Here is a 16730-nt window from a genome sequence, read left to right as displayed (position 1 = left end):
AGGACGTGCGCACGCGAAGCTCCCTGGTCGCTCTCGGCGTCCTAGCCCTCGTCCTCACCGGCTGCGGTACCGAGGCCGGGCCCAAGGCCCGCCCGGGAGCCGGCGATCCGGGTCCGGACGCCCTGCCGACCAAGCTCGAGGCGCTCTCGGCCGACGCCTGCTTCACCGGCCCGCAGACCCAGCTGCCCAAGGGCTGTGAGAAATACGTCACCGAGGTCGGCAACACCGCCGGTTCGGTGCACAAGCTGGCGAAAGCGGGCAAGACGGTCAACCAGCCGCTCGACCGCGACGCGACCGCGATCGACCAGGCGGTCGGTGCGTTCCGCCAGGCAGGCTGCACCACCGTCCCCTCGCCGGGCGGGGAGTGCACGCAGGCGCTCGTCTCCATCTCGACCGCGCTGACCGAGGTCAAGCAAAAGGTGAACCAGCTGGCCACCACAGGTTGATCCGGCCCGCTTCGGCTACCGTGACCAGCGTGAGCGAGCAGACCCCTGACCCCGAAACGACCGGCGCCGTCGGCGTCGGGCTGGCTACCGTCACGTCCGACGGGACCGTGCTGGACACCTGGTACCCGCACCCGAAGCTGGTCGACGCAGGCACCAGCGGCACCGAACGGCTGACCGCGGAGCAGACCACCGAGCTGCTCGGCGAGTCGGCGGCGGCGCTGCTCGGCCCGGACAACGACCGAGGTGTCGAAGTCGTCGCGGTGCGCGTCACGATCGGCAGCCTTGCCACCGCGCCCGCCGATGCCCACGACGTCTACCTGCGCCTGCATCTGCTGTCGCACCGGCTGGTCCGGCCGCGCGAGCAGAGCCTCGACGGCATCTTCGGCCTGCTGGCCAACGTCGTGTGGACGAGCCACGGCCCCTGCCCGGTCGAGGGCTTCGAACAGACCCGGCTGCGGCTGCGTTCGCGCGGCGCGGTCGCCGTGTACGGCGTGGACAAGTTCCCGCGGATGGTCGACTACGTCCTGCCGACCGGCGTCCGCATCGCCGACGCGGACCGCGTGCGCCTCGGCGCGCACCTCGCATCCGGCACCACCGTGATGCACGAGGGCTTCGTGAACTACAACGCGGGCACGCTCGGCGCGTCGATGGTCGAAGGCCGCATCTCGGCGGGCGTGGTGGTCGGCGACGGCAGCGACGTCGGCGGCGGCGCGTCGATCATGGGCACGCTGTCCGGCGGCGGCACCGAGGTGATCTCGATCGGCGAGCGCTGCCTGATCGGCGCGAACGGCGGCGCGGGCATCTCCCTCGGCGACGATTCGGTGATCGAGGCCGGGCTGTACATCACCGCGGGCACCAAGGTCGAGGTCGACGGCAAGACGGTCAAGGCGCGCGAGCTGTCCGGCATCTCCGGCGCGGTCTTCCGGCGCAACTCGGCGACCGGCGCGGTCGAGGTCGTGCCGCGCGGCGGCGTCGGCATCAAGCTGAACGAAGCACTGCACGCCAACTGATCCAGCCTTCGAGAGGGTGCGCTTCCCGGCGACGGGAACGCACCCTCTCGCTGTTTCGGCGGACTCCTATCCGCTCGTTGTTCACCTACCATTAACCAGGTGACTTCCGAAGCGACCAGCCGCCGCCGTACTCCGGAACCGACGACGCCGGCCGCACTCGGGCTCCCCGCCGAACCGGCGAAAGCGGGACCCGAGGCACCGGCGGCCGCGCACGTGCGCGCCAAACTCGACCACGAACTGCGCGAACTGCTGTCCCGCGAACCCGGCACCCGGGCCGGTGCCGATCCGGAGGAACTGCACCAGATGCGGGTGGCGCAACGGCGGATGCGGAGCGTGCTGAAATCGTCCAGCGCGCTGGTCGGGGCGACCGCGGAACCGGTGCGCGCCGATCTCGGCTGGCTGGGCCAGGTCCTCGGGGAAGTCCGCGATTACGACGTGCTGATCGGCCACCTGCGCGAGGTGATCGCCGGCTTCGACGTCCGCGACCAGGCCGCCGGGCGACGGCTGGTGTCCCGCTTCGTCGCCGAACGCACCACCGCACGCCGCCGGCTGAACCGGGCGCTGTCGAGCCCGCGGTACGCGACCCTGCTGCAAAGCATCGCCCAGCTGTCCCGCACCGCCGAGCACGAGATCGACGAGACTCCGTCCGAGAAGCCCAAGTTGGCCGCCGACGTGCGGAAGCCGTACCGAAAGCTCTCCCGCGCGGTCGCCGCCCTTCCGCCGAACCCGCCGGACGACGACCTGCACGCGCTGCGCATCCACGGCAAGAAACTGCGCTACACCGCCGAATTGGCCCGCTCGGCGGCGAAGAAGAAACAGGCCGAGAAGCTGTCCGAATTGATCAAGGCGACCCGCAAATTCCAGACCGTCCTAGGCGATCACCAGGACGCGGTCTACGCCGCCGAGAAGGTGCGCGGCGCACTGGCCAACGCGGACGCGGAGATCGGCTTCGTAGCCGGCCGGATTGTCGAGCACGAGCTGGCCAAGCGCGCGCGAGCCCGGGCTGCCTGGCTTGATGTCTGGCATCGCATCGAAAAGGCCGAGCACGCGGTCATTTGACCGACCAGACGTACCCGTCCGGCCGCACCAGCACCCGCTTGCCCGGCGCACCCTCATACGCCGCATACGCGTGCCCGCCCGCGTCGACCAATTCCCCCGTCGACCCCTGCGGCAAAATCCGATACGCCGGATGTTCCGTCCCCAGCTCTCCCTCGCCGAACACCAGTTCTGTCGCATGTGGACCCCGGAACAGCTCGAACAGCCGCACGCTCTTGCCATTCCCGTCGACCAGCGGCGCGTCCGGCGCCCGATCCCCCGGCCGCAACGCACCCGTACCAACCGACGACAGCGGCCCGCCCCGGTAAGTCAGGTCAAGCTGCTGAGTCTCCGGACCGCGCTCGTGCGCGTCGTCCGCACCCTCCTTGTACTTCTCCAGCAACGCACTGCTCACCCCCAGCACCCGCGCCGCGACCGCGCGCCGTTCCGCCTCGTAGCTGTCCAGCAGCGCAGGCGATCCGTCGGCGAGCTTCCAGGCGAGGTTGTACGCGTCCTGCACGCCGGTGTTCAGCCCCTGCCCTCCCGTCGGCGGGTGTACGTGCGCGGCGTCCCCGGCGAGGAACACCCGGCCCTTCCGGAATGCCGCGGCCAGCCGGATATTCGGCCGCCACACCGTGGACCACGCCAGGTCGAGCAGCCGGATCCCGCCGCCGGACACCCGGTCCAGATGCGCCTGCAACGCGCTCAGCGAGGTCTCCGCGTCGCCGTCGCCGAGCGGGGAGGAGAACTGGAAGTACGGCGTCCCCGCGAGCGGCGTGAACGCGACGCCGGACATCGGCTCGTCCGCCGTCGCGAACCAGTACCCCGAATCGTGGTCGAGCCCCTCCGCCGAGACGTCGCCCAGCAGCAGCCGGATCGATTCGTCGGTGGTCCCCTCGAAGGCGATCCCCAGCGCTTTGCGGACGAAGCTCTTCCCGCCGTCCGCGCCGACCAGATACTCCGCCCGCACCGTCTCCCCGGTCGACAGTTCGGCGGTGACGCCCTCGTCGTCCTGCGTGAAGCCGGTCAGCGCGGTGTTCAGCTCCACCCGCACGCCGAACTCGGCCAGCCGGTCCCGCAGGATCCCCTCGGTCTGCGACTGCCCGAGGAACCAGGCGGTCGGGTACGGCACCGCCGGCGTCGGCTCGACCGGCTCGGCCATCCACCGCGTCATGGCGAACTCCCCGTCGAGGTGCACCCGCATCGGATACGGCGGCGCGCCCGCGGCGAGCACCGCGTCCAGCACGCCCAGATCCTCGAAAACCTCCATCGTGCGCGGCTGCAGCCCGTCCCCGCGCGAACCGGCGAAGTACTGTTCCGCCTTCTCCACCACCCGCACGCCGACCCCGCGCCGCGCCAGCTCGATCGCCAGCGTGAGCCCGGTCGGGCCCGCTCCCGCCACCAGTACCGTCATGTCCCTCGCCCCTCTCGGTGAATTATCATTCAGTGAATTTAGATTCAGAATGCCCGCTGATAGCGTTCGAGTCAAGGGAGGTGCCGGATGACGGCGACGAGCCGCAAGGACAAAGCCGCCGAAACGGAAACGGCGCTGAAGGAAGCGGCCAAGCGCGTGTTCGCGGCCAAGGGCTACCTGAACACGAAGATCACCGACATCACCAAGGAAGCCGGCCGCGCTGCGGGGTCGTTCTACAACCACTTCGCGGGCAAGGAAGAACTGCTGCTCGCTCTGCTGGCCGACCTGGCCGAGGACGGCGACCGGCAGGCCACGGCCGAGGACCATCTGTCCGATTTCAGCGATCCGGCCGCGGTCCGCTGGCACGTGCGGCAGTACTGGGACTTCTACCGCGCCAACGCGCCCACGATGCTCGCGCTGCGCCAGGCGGCGATGGTGAACGAAGACTTCGCCGCCGCGTATGCGAATTTCGGCGCCACTCAGGCCTCAGACGTCGAGAGCCACCTGGGACACGTCACCGCGGCCGGTTTGCGACTCCCGGCGAGCACTCAGCTCACCATCGCGATGATGTACCAGCTGGTCGACAACTTCGCGCAGATGTGGCTGCTGACCCCGCCGCCCGCGGGCTGGAATCAGCCGTCCGACGAGGAAGCGGTGGAAGCACTGACGCGGTTCATCTACCGCGGCTTCACCGGGCGCGACTACTGAGCGACCCGCCGCTTCTTCCGCCGACGCCGCCCGATCAGCACCATCAGCAGGAAGCCCACGTCCAGCAGCGTCAGCACCGTCCCGATGCCCAGCACCGCGACGTTCGAAGTCTCGTATCCGGTCACCAGCGCCCGGCCCGGCTGCGCCGCGTCGTAGACGACCTCGACCGGATCGCCGGATTTCGGATGCTGGTCGGACCCGGCGGCGGCCTCGACCTGGTGCTCAGTCCCGGCCTCGTCGGTGTAGCGCACCTCGAGTTTCCGGTGCCGCGCGCTCATCGCGTCGGAGAACTGGACGATCACCCCGGGCGCGTGCGTTCCCTGCGCCCGCAACGTGTTGTCCCGGTTGTTCAGGACACTGCCGAGCACCAGCAGCGCCGGCCCCGCGATCGCGAGCAGCACGAGTCCGGCGATTGTGAGGATTCGGGACACGGTCAGCCTTGCGCCAGCCGCTCCGCAGCCGCCTCGATGCGCTCGTCCGTCGACGTCAGCGCGACCCGCACGTGCTCCTTGCCCGCAGGCCCGTAGAACGTGCCCGGCGCGACCAGAATCCCGCGCTCGGCAAGCCATTCCACGGTGGCCTGAGCGGATTCCCCGCGCGTGGCCCAGAGATACAGTCCAGCCTCGGAGTAGGTGATCTCAAACCCGCTGTCCTGCAACGCTTTCCGCAGCACGACCCGGCGCGCCCGGTAACGTTCACGTTGCGCGGCAAGGGCTTCGTCGTCCGTCAGCGCGGCCACCATCGCCTGCTGCACCGGCCGCGGCACGATCATGCCGGCGTGCTTGCGCACCTCCAGCAGGTTTTTCACCAGTGCGGGATCGCCCGTCACGAATCCGGCGCGGTAGCTGGCGAGGTTCGCCGACTTGGACAGCGAATGCACCGCGAGCAGGCCGTCCGTCTGTCCACCGTGGACGGACGGATGCAGCACCGACAGCGGTTCCGCCTCCCAGCCGAGCGAGAGGTAGCACTCGTCGGACACCACGACGGTGCCGCGTTCGCGCGCCCATTCGACCACCTTGCGCAGGTGGTCGACGCCGAGCACGCGGCCGGTCGGGTTCGACGGCGAGTTCAGCCAGATCATCGCCGGGCGGCGCGGGCCGAGCTGGGTCAGCCCGTCCGCGCGCACCACCTCGGCACCCGCCAGCAGCGCGCCGACCTCGTACGTCGGGTACGCCAGCTCCGGGATGACCACCACGTCGCCCGGCCCGAAGCCGAGCAGCCGCGGCAGCCAGGCCACCGCCTCTTTCGAACCGATCGTCGGCAGCACGGCGTCCGGCTCGACGCCGGTGATCCCGTACCGCCGCTGCAGCGCCGTCACGGCCGCTTCGCGCAGCTCAGGCGTGCCGTGCGTGGCCGGGTAGCCGGGGATCTCCGACACCGACGCGAGCGCGGCGCGGATCGAGTCCGGCACCGGATCGACGGGCGTGCCGACGGAGAGGTCGACAATGCCCCCGGGGTGCGCCTGCGCGCGGGCCTTGACCTCGGCGAGCGAATCCCAGGGGAAGTCGGGCAGCCGGGTCATTCGCCCTGCGGGGGCAGAGCCTTGATGAACCCCGGGTCGTGCGCGGTCTTGCCGACCTTGGAAGCGCCGCCGGGCGAGCCCAGCTCGTTGAAGAAGTCGACGTTCGCCTTGGTGTAGTCGGACCAGTTGTCCGGGACGTCGTCCTCGTAGTAGATGGCCTCGACCGGGCAGACCGGCTCGCAGGCGCCGCAGTCGACGCACTCGTCCGGGTGGATGTACAACATCCGCTCGCCCTCGTAGATGCAGTCCACGGGGCACTCGTCGATACACGCCTTGTCGAGCACGTCGACGCAGGGCTCGGCGATCACGTAGGTCACTGCGTACTCCTGGCTTCTCCTGCTGGGCCGGTCGGTGCGGACATTACGCGCTTCCCCGGCCCCCGGTGGTGGTTAGGCGACCCTTATCCCACCCCTGGAAACGGGGCGGATCCGCGCCGCTCAGCGGTCCCGGCGACGCGGTTTCGGCGCGTTCCGGGCATCGCCGGTAATCGTGAACGAGGCGGCGGCGGGCTTGCCGTCCTCGCGTTTCTCCTCGAGAGTCCGCTTGAAGCCATCGGCGATCTCGTCGACAAGCTCGTCGTTGTGCCGGTCGTCCTTGCGCGCGTAGCTCATGGGGTTCTCCTGCGGAACGGGACAGGTCTCTCCGTCACAATCTAACCGTGAACTCCCGGGAAAAGCTCGAAATCGTGTGCGCGAAAGCATGGCCGGCGGTGGTCGAGGAGCCGCTCGGAGAATGGACTTTGCGCTGGGCGGACGGCTTCACCGGGCGCGCGAACAGCACACTCGCCGTCGGCGACCCCGGCCGTCCCCTCCCGGACGCGCTCGAAGCCGTATGTGACTTCGCCCACGCCCGCGGCATTCCGCCCGCCGTCCAGGTGCTGGAAGACAGCGAACTGGAGCGCGAGGTGGCCGCGGCGGGCTGGCGCGAGCAGGTCGAGCACGCCGCCGGGCACCAGGTGTCGGTGCTGACCGGTCCGCTGCCGTCCGGGCCTTCGCGCGGCGCTGAGGTCCTCGACCAGGCGACGCCGGAATGGTGGGAGTTGGCCGAGAACACCACCGAGCCCAGTTCCGCCCAGTGGCACGTCGTGACCACCGGAAAGGTCGGCTACGGCGTGGTTCTGGCCGACGGAACCACCGCGGGCGCGGTGCGCGGTGCGATCGTGGACGACTGGCTGCACGTCTCCCGTCTCGCGGTCGCACCGGCGTTTCGCCGCCGCGGACTGGCCACGACGGTGCTGCACGCGCTCGCGGACTGGGGCCGCGCGCACGGAGCCGAAAACTGGGTCTTGCAGGTGGCGGTGGGCAACACCGGCGCACTCGCGTTGTATTCCGCGCTGGGCTGTTCGGAGCACCACAGGTACCGGTACTGGGGCCCGGCGCCGCGGACGTGCGAGGATCGCCAGTCGTGAAGATCGTCGTACTGGTTGGCGGGGTGGGCGGCGCCCGCTTCCTGCTCGGGGTCAAGACCGCACTCGGACTTCCCGCGATCGGCGCGGGCGAGTCCCCGCACGAGATCACCGCGCTGGTGAACACCGGCGACGACGTGTGGATGCACGGCCTGCGCATCTGCCCGGATCTCGACACCTGCATGTACACCCTCGGCGGCGGCATCGACTCCGAACGCGGCTGGGGCCACGCGGGCGAGACCTGGACGGTCAAGGAGGAACTCGCCGCCTACGGCGCGGAGCCGACCTGGTTCGGGCTCGGCGACAAGGACATCGCGACGCACCTGATCCGCTCGCGGATGCTGCGCGCGGGCTATCCGCTGTCCCAGGTCACCGAGGCGCTGTGCGATCGCTGGCAGCCCGGCGTGCGGCTGCTGCCGATGTCGGACGACCGGGTCGAGACGCACGTCGTGATCGACGATCCGGAGCAGCCGGACCAGCAGAAGGCCGTGCACTTCCAGGAGTGGTGGGTGCGTTACCGGGCGAGCGTTCCGGCGCATTCGATCGTCGCGGTCGGCAACGACGAGGCCAAGCCCGGCCCCGGCGTGCTCGACGCGCTGGCCGAGGCGGACGTCGTGCTGTTCGCGCCGTCGAACCCGGTCGTGTCGGTCGGCACGACGCTCGGGGTGCCCGGGGTGCGCGACGCGCTGCGGAAATCCCGCGCGAAGGTCGTCGGGGTGTCGCCGATCATCGGCGGGAAAGCGTTGCGCGGCATGGCCGACGCGTGCCTCACCGCGATCGGCGTGGAGACCTCCGCGGAGGCGGTCGGCCGGCATTACGGTGCGCGTTCCGACGGCGGCGTGCTCGACGGGTGGCTCGTCGCGCCGGAGGATCACGAGGTCACGGTGCCCGGCGTGGGCGTGCGCGCGGTACCGCTGCTGATGTCCGATGTGGACGCGACGGCGGACATGGTCCGCGCGGCGCTCGACGTAGCGGGAGTCTCTCTTGACTGACCACGCTTCCCAGAAGATCGAGATCCTGCCGGTCCCGGGTTTGCCGGAGTTCCGTCCCGGCGACGACCTGACCGGGGCGATCGTGGCCGCCGCGCCGTGGCTGCGTTCCGGCGACGTCGTCGTGGTGACCAGCAAGGCTTTCTCGAAGATCGAGGGGCGCTTGGTACGCGTGCCGAGCGATCCCGAGGAGCGCGACGCGGCCCGGCGCAAGCTGGTCGAGGAAGAATCGGTGCGGGTGGTCGCCCGGATCGCGCGCACGCTGATCACCGAGAACAACCTGGGCATCGTGCAGGCGGCGTCCGGGATCGACGCGTCGAACGTGCGCGGCGACGAGGTCGCGTTGCTGCCCGCCGACCCAGATGCGTCCGCTTTGGCTCTGCGCAACGGTTTGCGGGAACGGCTGGGCGTCGAGGTGGCCGTGGTCGTCACCGACACCATGGGCAGGGCCTGGCGGGTCGGCCAGACGGACGCCGCGATCGGCGCGTCCGGCCTGCGCGTGCTGCACGGGTACGCCGGACAGATCGATTCGCAGGGCAACGAGCTGGCCGTTACGGAAATCGCGATCGCGGACGAGATCGCCGCCGCCGCGGATCTGGTGAAGGGCAAGCTCGGCGGATTGCCGGTGGCGGTCGTGCGCGGACTGCAGATCCACGACGACGGTTCCACCGCCCGCGACCTGATCCGCCCGATCGAGGTCGACCTCTTTCGCTTGGGCACCAACGAATCCATCGCGCAGGGCCGTCGGGAAGCGGTCCCGCACCGGCGTTCCGTCCGGCAATTCAGCGACGACCCAGTGGATCCCGAGGCAATGCGTCGCGCCGTCGCGGCCGCGCTCACCGCGCCCGCGCCGCACCACACGCACCCCGTGCGATTCATCTGGCTGCGCGACGAAGGCCTGCGCCGCAAACTCCTCGACGCGATGCGCTCCTCCTGGGAAGCCGATCTGACCAGCGACGGTTTCACTCCCGAACAGATCGCGAAACGCCTCTCCCGCGGCGACATTCTCTACCGCGCGCCGGAACTCGTGATCCCGTTCCTGCTCCCCGAAGGCGCGCACACCTATCGCGACGACCGGCGAAACCGGCACGAGCGCACCATGTTCACCGTCGCCGCCGGCGCCGCGGTGCAGGGTCTGCTGGTCGCGCTGGCCGCCGAGGACCTCGGCTCGTGCTGGATCGGCTCGACCATCTTCGCCGCCGACCTCGTCCGGTCCACTTTGGACCTGGACGACCAGTGGCACCCGCTCGGCGCGGTCGCGATCGGGCACCCGGCCGAACCCGCTCCCCCGCGCGGACCGCTCACCACCGGCGATTGGCTGATCGAACGATGACCCTGCACGCCTCCGCCCTCGCCACGCTGACCGACTGGAAGCCCGAGGCCCCGGCGCAAGAGTCGCTGCGGCAAGCGTTTCTGGGATTCCTGGCGTCGCGTCCGGACACTTGCCAGCGCTCCTGCGAGGCCGGGCACCTGACCGCGTCCGCGGTAGTCCTCGACTCGACCGGCACGCAGGTCCTGCTGACCCTGCACCCGCGCGTCGGCCGCTGGCTGCAGCTCGGCGGGCACTGCGAACCGGCGGACGCGTCGCTGTCCGAAGCCGCCCTGCGCGAGGCGACCGAGGAATCCGGCATGAACGGCCTGGTGATCGGGGAAACGCCGGTGCACCTGGACGTCCACCCGATCACCTGCTCGCTCGGCGTCCCCACGCGGCATTTCGACGTCCGGTACGCCGTGCACGCCCCGCCCGGCGCGGAACCGGTGCGCAGCGAGGAATCCGACGACCTGCGCTGGTGGCCGGTCGACGCGCTGCCCGCGGGTTCGGAAGATCTGGCCGAACTGATCGCGGCGGCCCGTTAACCTGGGCGCATGGACCTGGCGCGACCCCACCTGCACCCGGGCGACACCGGCGTCGCCATCAGCGGATGGGTGGTGCTGATCGGCTTCGCGGTGGCGTTCGCACTGCTGGCGCTGGGCATTGTGGTGAGCATCCGGAAGAAACGGCGGCAACGATGAGCATCAGCTACGACCCGGCTTCGGCTGTCCCGCCGTTCGAACAGGTCCGGACCTCGCTGGCGAACCAGATCAACGACGGCACCCTTGCTGTCGGCACGAAACTCCCTACGGTGCGCGGACTTGCCGCGGACCTGGGCATCGCGCCGAACACCGTGGCGCGCGCATACCGCGAACTCGAGGAAGCCGGTCTGCTGGAAACCCGAGGCAGAGCAGGCACTTTCGTCGGCGCGACCGGCGACGAGACGCTGTCGCGCGCGCAAGCCGCCGCGGCCACGTACGCCGAGGTCATCCGGGGGCTGGGTTTGTCGGCCGAACAAGGCGTGGCGATCGCGGCAGCTGCCCTGCGCTGATCGCGGCGAGGAATTAGCATGTGGTTTTGTCCGTGCCCGACTCGATGGGAAATTCATGCTGAACCTCGTCCTGCCGGGCGCGCTGATCCTGTTGCTGGTGGTCGTCCTGGTCCTGAAATTCACGGTGGGGCGGCCTAAGCAGCCTCCGCAGGCCGGGCCGGGGCAGTATCCGGGACAGCAGGGGCCGGGCGCGCCGTATGGTCAGCAGCCGCAGCAGCAGTTTCCGCCGCAGGGACAGTACCCGCAGGCGGGTGCGCAGCAGCAGTACCCGCAGCAGCCCGGCCAGCAGCAGTATCCGCCGCATCCCGGCCAGCAGTACCCGCCGCAAAACCCGCAGGGCTGACTCACTTTCCCGGCTGAGCCGTCCTACGATAAAGCCTCGACCAGGGGAGGGTCTTCACCGTGGCTTTGCAGCCTTGGCATCTCATCATCCTGCTGCTGCTAGCCGGCCTGGTGGTCGCGATCGTGGCCGCGGTGCGGGCTTCGTCCCGGCGGAAGCAAGGCCCGCCGCCGGGCTATTTCCCGCCGCAGCAGGGCTATCCCCCAGCCGGTCCGCCCTATCCGGGCTATCCCGCCCAGAACAACCCCGGCCAGCAGGGCTATCCCCCGCCAGGCCCGCAGCAGCCCGGTCAGCAGTACCCGCCCCAGTACCCGCCGCCGGGACCCGGCCAGCAGCCAGGCCAGTACCCGCCGCCGCCCGGCGTCCCGCCGCAGTCGCAGAACCCGTACCCGCCGCGCTGACTCACATCGCCCGGTAGTCCCGCAGCTCGATCCGCGGCCCGAACCTCGGCTTCCGAGCCCCCGCGGCGCCCAGATACCGGATCGCGCGCTGCCGTTGCGGAGCGTACGGCGCGAGCACCCGCGCCATCTCCTCGTCGTCGATCTTCCGTCCGAGCAGCGTGTGCCCGACCATCGCCGGGATGTTGTAGTCGCCGAAGCTGACCGCGTCCGGGTCGCCCCACGCGCGCTGGGCGATCTCCGCCGCCGTCCACACGCCGATGCCCCGCACCTTCCGCAGCCACGCGCGCCCTTCGACCCCGCGCAGCCGCACCGCTTCCTCCAGCCGCGGAGCCACCCGGGCCGCCTCGATCAACGCCGTGCGGCGCTTGAGGTCCACGCCGATCCTGTGCCAGTTCCAGTCCACAATGGACCGAATGGCGTCCGGATCCGGCGGCACCCGCAGGAAATCCGGCCCCGGGCCGGGCGCGCGCGTGCCGAACCACCGGCACAGCTCCGCCCACGACCGGATCGCTTCCTTGCCGCTCACCTTCTGTTCCAGGATCGCCAGCACCAGCGCGTCCCACACCCGACCGGTCGAGCCGAGCCGCAGCCCGGGCGCGTCGCGGCGGCCTTGCGCGATCACGTCGTGGTGCGCGACGAATCCGGTGTCGTCATCGTCCGCGCCCAGCAGCGCGGGTACGCCCTCAAGCAGGAAATCCGCGCCGTCGCCCCAAGCCTCGGCCTCGACGACCCCGTCCGGCCGGTGCAGCAGCGCCAGCGTTCCCTTGCCGCCGGGCGTGTTCGCGGCCAGCCACCAGACGCCGCGGTCGCGCCGGAAGTTCAGCGAACCGCGCCCACGGCTCAGCGGACCCAGCACCTCGGCCAGGTCCACCGGAAACCCCGGACGCCACTCCATCACGCGTCGCTCGAAAACCGGATGCCGCCGTCCGGCACCGAAACTCCGGGCCAGATCCGCACGCCGTCGAGCAGTTCGCAGCGAGCCCCCACCGACGCGCCGTCGCCGAGCACCACGCCGCGCAGCACCGCGCCCTCGCCGACCTGAGCTCCGCGGCCCAGCACCGAATTCTCCACAATCGCGTCCGGGCCGATCACCGCGTCGTCGAATACCACCGAGCCGGACACCGTGGCGCCCTTCCCGACGATGGCTCGCGCACCGATCGTCGTGCCGTCGGTGAGCTTCGCTCCGGTGAAGATGGAAGCCGCGTCCAGCACGAGAGAATCGCCGGTCGGCCCGGCCAGCGCGGACGTGGGCGCGACGCCGCGCACCAGATCGGCGCTGCCGCGGACAAAGGCTTCCGGGGTGCCGACGTCGAGCCAGTACGAAGAGTCGACAAATCCGTGCAGATGCGCGCCATTCTCGAGAAGCCCTGGGAACGTCTCGCGCTCGACCGACACCCGCCGCCCCGCCGGAATGGTCTCGATCACCGGACGGCGGAAGACGTAGCAACCGGCGTTGATCTGGTCCGTCGGCGGGTTCGGCGTTTTCTCCAGGAAAGCGGTGACGCGTCCGTCGGGGTCGGTCGGCACCGAACCGAAGCGGCTCGGGTCGGGGACGCGCTGCAGATGAAGCGTGACGTCCGCGCCGGAGTCGAGGTGGGTGCGCAGCTGGGCGTGAAGATCAGCGCCGGAGAGGATGTCGCCGTTGAAGACGATCGCGTGGTCCGCGCGCAGCCGTTCGTAGACGTTGCGGATGGCGCCGCCGGTGTCGAGCGGCTCGTCCTCCACCACGTACTCGAGCTCGAGGCCGTGCGCGGATCCGTCGCCGAAGTACTCCTCGAACACCTCGGCGCGGTACGACGTGCCGAGCACCACGTGCCGGATGCCGGCCGCGCGGATGCGGGAGAACAGATGGCTCAGGTAGGGCGTGCCCGCCGTCGGCAGCATCGGCTTCGGCGCGGACAGCGTGAGCGGGCGCAGCCGCGTGCCCTGGCCGCCGACCAGTACGACGGCGTCGACCTCGACCTCGGACGTCACAGAAATCTCCTTTGTATCACGCACCGCTGAGCGACAAGCCGCGGGAAACGTGGGCGGCGCGGGCCCCGAGGGCCTACCCTAGACAGGAAACAGGCGGGCCTTTCCCCAGAGGCCCCGGGTCAGTCGGGAGGCCGAGGGGAATGGACCCCCGCGATCGCGCGGACGCTTTGCTCGCACGCGCACGATCCCGCGGCGCCTTCGTGGTGACGCCGGACAACATGACGTCTCCGATGGATTCCTCCAGCACGCAGCAGATCTCCAGAGCGGTGGTCTCCGGGCTGGACCCCGACACCACGACGCAGCTGCCCGCGTCGCTGATCGAAGAGAACGACCATCCGCTGGCCCGCGGCGCGCAGACCCAGCCGTCGCCGCATCCGCTGGCCCAGCCGACGCCGACGCGGCCGCTCGAGGTCCCGGGCCCGCAGAACACCTTGCCGCAGCCGACGGTGCCGAGCCCGGCCGGTCCGCAGACGACGACGCCGCTGGTCCCGCGCCCGCAGGCGAAGCCGGTGGCGAGCCCGCTGAAGGAACCGGCCGAGGAAGAAATGACCGGCCTGGTCCCGACGGTGAAGCAGAACAGCGGACGGTCCAACCTGTCCCGGCGGCTCGACGGACTGTGATCCGCGCGGGGCCTCCCCCGGTCCGGGTTGCCCGGATTGCCCGGGGAGGCTTCCCGTGCGGGAGGTCGTGTCTCCCGCGAGCGATCTTTACTACCGCAAAGTGTTGCGGCTGCTGAGCATCCGCACGGCCGCGAAGGCACGCCGGCTGCCCGGCTGTCCTTTGCGGACCCTCAGCCCTTGCGGGTCTCCAGCTTCACGCGCAGCGCCAGCCCGAGCTTCACCGCCGCCAGCACCGGCTTCCACAACAGCCCCTGGTGCCGGTCGGCGAGGTAGCGGTAGGCGCTCGCGTGGTGCGCGCGCAGCATCTTCGCCGACGCGCGCGCCGTCGAGTGGCCGCCGATGTGCATCACGCTCGACGACGGGGCGTAGACGTTCTGCCAGCCCGCCTTAGCGAGCCGGTCGCCGAGGTCGACGTCCTCGAAGTACATGAAGTAGCGGGTGTCGAAGCCGCCGACGGAGTCGAACGCCTCGCGCCGGAAGAGCTGGCAGGAGCCGGACAGCCAGCCGGACGTGCGCTCGGTCGGCGCGGCGTTCTCCTGGCGGTATTCGCGCGTCCACGGGTTGCCCGGCCAGACCTTGCCGAACACCGCGTGCCCGATCCCGCGTCCGAACGACGGCAGCAGCCGTGCGGACGGGTAGACGGTCCCGTCGAGGTCGTGGATCAACGGCCCGAACGCGGCCCCGCGCGGCCAGCGCCCGGCGACCTCGATCAGCGCGTCGAGCGAACCCGGCTCCCATTCGAGGTCCGGATTGACCACGACGACCCAGCCGTAGCTGTCGTCGAGCGCCGCGACGCCGCGGTTGGCAGCCGTCCCGTAGCCGACGTTCTCGCCGATGCTGACGAGCGTCACGTTCTCGCGTTCGGCGGCCTTCTCCGGAGCGCCGTCGGTGGACGCGTTGTCGGCGACGACGACGTGGACGTCGCGGTCAGTCGCCTTGTCGAGCGTGTCGAGGAACTTCTCGAGCGTTTCGCCGGGGAAGTACGTCACGGTCACGACGCCGACGCGGTCACCATACGTGCGCTGCTCAGTCACCGCGCCATTGTCCACTGCTCACGGACGGCTACGTCAGCCCACCGAACCGGTCACCCGCAGTCACTCCCGATTACGCCTTCAGCCCGGCAAGTTCGTCGTCGATCAGCAGGGCCGGGTCGAACTTCATCCCGGTGAAGTGGCCGGCCAGTTCGAGCGACAGCACCCCGTGCAGCCGGGTCCAGAAGGACAGGGCGCGGTGCAGCGCGTCGGTATCGACGCTGTCGTCCCCCGCCCACTCGCGATGGGTTTCGAGGTGCGCGCGGAACGCCGACGCCGGTTCGCCCGGCCCCGAGTTCACCTCGATCAGGACCTCCATGACCTCGCCGGAGATCGCCGTCGTGTCCGGCGGCGCGTGGTAGCCGGGCACCGGCGTGCCGTAGATGAGGAAGTAGCGCTGCGGATCGGCCTTGGCCCAGTCCCGGATGACGTGCGCCAGGGCCAGCAGGTCCGCGCCGGAATCCGCCGCCGCCCGGACGGTGTCGGCGAGGCTGCGGAACGCGTCCCGGATCAGCGCGGTGATCAGCTCGTCCCGGCCGCGGTAGTACCGGTACAGCGCGGGCACGGTCATGCTCATCTGCTTGGCGATCGCGGTCAGCGACAACGCCGGCAGCCCCGCCTCGGCGATCTGGTTCCGCGCGTGCTGCTTGATCTCCTCGCGCACCTGCTCGCGGTAACGCTCCCGCGGTGCCTGTTCGGTCATCGGCCGTTCCCCTTCGCTCTCTCCGTCCAGTGTAGTTAAGCCCCTTCACTTCCGCTATTGACGTTCACGAGGGCGAGGTTGTACGGTCTTAATCAGAGTTAAGGTCATTAACTACCGCTAATGGAGTTCACCAATGTCGGACACCAAGCCCCGCCGTCGCAGCCTGCGCGCCGCCCTCCTCGCGCTTCCGATCGCCGCCGGGCTGCTGGGCGCCGCACCCGCCCAAGCCGCGACCGCGCACCCGGATTCCCTTACCTGCCAAGGAAAAGGCATCGACCGGACGGCCCAGCTCCACCACCGCGCGGAGACCTTTGTCAAGGCCCCGCTGAGCACCGTGTGGCGGCTGCACACGGACGTCGAAAGCTGGCCGTACTGGCAGAAGCCGGTCACGAGCATGAAGCGCCTCGACCCGGGCAGGCTGCACCCCGGTTCGCAGTTCCGCTGGACCACGCCCGCCCCGGCCACGCCGTCGACGCCGGCCACCACGCTGGTCATCACGTCGACCGTCCACCAGGTCAAGCCCGGCCAGTGCATCCGCTGGTCCGGCCCCGCGATCGGCCAGGGCCTGCGGATCGACAAGGGGACGCACGTCTGGAATTTCGTCCCGGTGCGCGGCGGAGTCGTCGTGCGCACCGAAGAAAGCTGGACCGGGCCGCAGATCGAGGCCGACCCGGCCACCGCGATCAAGTACCTCGCTCCGGGACTGGACCTGTGGCTCGCCGATCTGAAGACCGCCGCCGAAGCCCACTGCCGCCACTGACCGCAACCC

At 70.3% G+C, this 16730-nt stretch carries 23 protein-coding genes; 14 read left to right on the top strand and 9 right to left on the bottom strand.

Translation table 11 applies throughout. The features are described 5' to 3' along the window. Positions 1 to 5 precede the first annotated feature (5 nt). From ACZ7OI_RS32510 to ACZ7OI_RS32500, 3 genes are all read left to right on the top strand, one after another. Entirely contained in the window at positions 6 to 446 is a 441-nt protein-coding gene (locus tag ACZ7OI_RS32510) for a hypothetical protein (RefSeq protein ID WP_470267902.1), read from the top strand. Positions 447 to 475: 29 nt separating this feature from the next. Next, positions 476 to 1456: a 2,3,4,5-tetrahydropyridine-2,6-dicarboxylate N-succinyltransferase gene (gene dapD, locus ACZ7OI_RS32505; protein WP_470267901.1), complete on the top strand. Its 981-nt coding sequence runs from the start codon at positions 476 to 478 to the stop codon at positions 1454 to 1456. A 99-nt stretch (positions 1457 to 1555) separates the two neighbouring features. Next, positions 1556 to 2515 carry a CHAD domain-containing protein gene (locus tag ACZ7OI_RS32500; protein ID WP_470267900.1) on the top strand — a complete coding sequence of 320 codons (960 nt, stop codon included), beginning with the start codon at positions 1556 to 1558 and terminating at the stop codon, positions 2513 to 2515. Here the strand turns inward: ACZ7OI_RS32500 and ACZ7OI_RS32495 are convergent. Continuing rightward, positions 2508 to 3905: an FAD-dependent monooxygenase gene (locus ACZ7OI_RS32495; protein ID WP_470267899.1), complete on the bottom strand. Its 1398-nt coding sequence runs from the start codon at positions 3903 to 3905 to the stop codon at positions 2508 to 2510. The two genes, ACZ7OI_RS32500 and ACZ7OI_RS32495, sit on opposite strands and share 8 nt — an antisense overlap. Before the next feature lie 87 nt (positions 3906 to 3992). Between ACZ7OI_RS32495 and ACZ7OI_RS32490 the strand changes: the two genes are divergently transcribed. After that, positions 3993 to 4613, top strand: a complete 621-nt coding sequence (locus ACZ7OI_RS32490) for a TetR/AcrR family transcriptional regulator (protein WP_470267898.1) — start codon at positions 3993 to 3995, stop codon at positions 4611 to 4613. Here the strand turns inward: ACZ7OI_RS32490 and ACZ7OI_RS32485 are convergent. The 4 genes from ACZ7OI_RS32485 to ACZ7OI_RS32470 all read right to left on the bottom strand — a co-directional run bounded on the left by ACZ7OI_RS32485 (position 4607) and on the right by ACZ7OI_RS32470 (position 6746). Then, positions 4607 to 5044 (bottom strand): DUF3592 domain-containing protein, encoded by a 438-nt coding sequence (locus tag ACZ7OI_RS32485; protein WP_470267897.1) that lies wholly within the window; start codon positions 5042 to 5044, stop codon positions 4607 to 4609. The genes ACZ7OI_RS32490 and ACZ7OI_RS32485 overlap by 7 nt on opposite strands. 2 nt (positions 5045 to 5046) lie before the next feature. Next, positions 5047 to 6135: a succinyldiaminopimelate transaminase gene (gene dapC, locus ACZ7OI_RS32480; RefSeq protein ID WP_470267896.1), complete on the bottom strand. Its 1089-nt coding sequence runs from the start codon at positions 6133 to 6135 to the stop codon at positions 5047 to 5049. Continuing rightward, on the bottom strand, positions 6132 to 6452 hold the full coding sequence (gene fdxA / locus ACZ7OI_RS32475; protein WP_009072848.1) for a ferredoxin: 321 nt from the start codon (positions 6450 to 6452) through the stop codon (positions 6132 to 6134). Before fdxA ends, dapC begins: the two co-directional genes overlap by 4 nt. Before the next feature lie 120 nt (positions 6453 to 6572). Continuing rightward, positions 6573 to 6746 (bottom strand): hypothetical protein, encoded by a 174-nt coding sequence (locus ACZ7OI_RS32470; protein ID WP_470267895.1) that lies wholly within the window; start codon positions 6744 to 6746, stop codon positions 6573 to 6575. 47 nt (positions 6747 to 6793) lie between these two features. Here ACZ7OI_RS32470 and ACZ7OI_RS32465 point away from each other — a divergent pair, with 47 nt between their 5' ends. Genes ACZ7OI_RS32465 through ACZ7OI_RS32430 form a run of 8 tightly spaced genes read left to right on the top strand, consistent with a single transcriptional unit; the run spans position 6794 to position 11633 of the window. Further along, on the top strand, positions 6794 to 7543 hold the full coding sequence (locus tag ACZ7OI_RS32465; protein WP_470267894.1) for a GNAT family N-acetyltransferase: 750 nt from the start codon (positions 6794 to 6796) through the stop codon (positions 7541 to 7543). Continuing rightward, complete coding sequence (gene cofD / locus ACZ7OI_RS32460) at positions 7540 to 8532, top strand: 2-phospho-L-lactate transferase (RefSeq protein WP_470267893.1); 993 nt, start codon at positions 7540 to 7542, stop codon at positions 8530 to 8532. The genes ACZ7OI_RS32465 and cofD overlap by 4 nt, the downstream gene beginning before the upstream one ends. After that, a complete protein-coding gene (locus ACZ7OI_RS32455) occupies positions 8525 to 9862 on the top strand; it encodes a coenzyme F420-0:L-glutamate ligase (RefSeq protein ID WP_470267892.1) in 1338 nt (445 codons plus the stop codon). Before cofD ends, ACZ7OI_RS32455 begins: the two co-directional genes overlap by 8 nt. Beyond that, positions 9859 to 10386, top strand: a complete 528-nt coding sequence (locus ACZ7OI_RS32450; RefSeq protein WP_470267891.1) for an NUDIX hydrolase — start codon at positions 9859 to 9861, stop codon at positions 10384 to 10386. The genes ACZ7OI_RS32455 and ACZ7OI_RS32450 overlap by 4 nt, the downstream gene beginning before the upstream one ends. A 9-nt stretch (positions 10387 to 10395) precedes the next feature. Next, a complete protein-coding gene (locus ACZ7OI_RS32445; protein ID WP_451995527.1) occupies positions 10396 to 10542 on the top strand; it encodes an LPXTG cell wall anchor domain-containing protein in 147 nt (48 codons plus the stop codon). Beyond that, positions 10539 to 10892, top strand: a complete 354-nt coding sequence (locus tag ACZ7OI_RS32440) for a GntR family transcriptional regulator (RefSeq protein WP_470267890.1) — start codon at positions 10539 to 10541, stop codon at positions 10890 to 10892. Before ACZ7OI_RS32445 ends, ACZ7OI_RS32440 begins: the two co-directional genes overlap by 4 nt. Positions 10893 to 10947: 55 nt before the next feature. Next, positions 10948 to 11235, top strand: coding sequence for a hypothetical protein (locus tag ACZ7OI_RS32435; RefSeq protein WP_470267889.1), 288 nt, complete (start codon positions 10948 to 10950; stop codon positions 11233 to 11235). Between the two features lie 59 nt (positions 11236 to 11294). Further along, positions 11295 to 11633, top strand: a complete 339-nt coding sequence (locus ACZ7OI_RS32430) for a hypothetical protein (protein ID WP_470267888.1) — start codon at positions 11295 to 11297, stop codon at positions 11631 to 11633. A gap of 1 nt (position 11634) precedes the next feature. Here the strand turns inward: ACZ7OI_RS32430 and ACZ7OI_RS32425 are convergent, their stop codons facing one another. Both ACZ7OI_RS32425 and manB read right to left on the bottom strand, forming a co-directional pair. Next, a complete protein-coding gene (locus tag ACZ7OI_RS32425) occupies positions 11635 to 12528 on the bottom strand; it encodes a DNA-3-methyladenine glycosylase family protein (RefSeq protein WP_470267887.1) in 894 nt (297 codons plus the stop codon). After that, positions 12528 to 13607, bottom strand: coding sequence for a mannose-1-phosphate guanylyltransferase (gene manB, locus ACZ7OI_RS32420; RefSeq protein ID WP_470267886.1), 1080 nt, complete (start codon positions 13605 to 13607; stop codon positions 12528 to 12530). The genes ACZ7OI_RS32425 and manB overlap by 1 nt, the downstream gene beginning before the upstream one ends. Positions 13608 to 13747: 140 nt before the next feature. Between manB and ACZ7OI_RS32415 the strand changes: the two genes are divergently transcribed. Further along, entirely contained in the window at positions 13748 to 14227 is a 480-nt protein-coding gene (locus ACZ7OI_RS32415) for a hypothetical protein (protein WP_470267885.1), read from the top strand. Positions 14228 to 14397: 170 nt separating this feature from the next. On the opposite strand, the gene ACZ7OI_RS32410 is transcribed toward ACZ7OI_RS32415, so the two are convergent. Both ACZ7OI_RS32410 and ACZ7OI_RS32405 read right to left on the bottom strand, forming a co-directional pair. Continuing rightward, complete coding sequence (locus ACZ7OI_RS32410; protein WP_208865410.1) at positions 14398 to 15261, bottom strand: glycosyltransferase family 2 protein; 864 nt, start codon at positions 15259 to 15261, stop codon at positions 14398 to 14400. Positions 15262 to 15331: 70 nt separating this feature from the next. Continuing rightward, positions 15332 to 15961: a TetR/AcrR family transcriptional regulator gene (locus ACZ7OI_RS32405; RefSeq protein WP_470267884.1), complete on the bottom strand. Its 630-nt coding sequence runs from the start codon at positions 15959 to 15961 to the stop codon at positions 15332 to 15334. A 133-nt stretch (positions 15962 to 16094) separates the two neighbouring features. Between ACZ7OI_RS32405 and ACZ7OI_RS32400 the strand changes: the two genes are divergently transcribed. Next, positions 16095 to 16721, top strand: a complete 627-nt coding sequence (locus ACZ7OI_RS32400) for an SRPBCC family protein (protein ID WP_470267883.1) — start codon at positions 16095 to 16097, stop codon at positions 16719 to 16721. The last annotated feature ends 9 nt before the right edge of the window (positions 16722 to 16730 follow it).

Source organism: Amycolatopsis sp. NPDC114503, assembly GCF_055633655.1.
The sequence above is the reverse complement of the archived record's forward strand: the minus strand, read 5'-3'. Positions and strand labels throughout refer to the sequence as shown.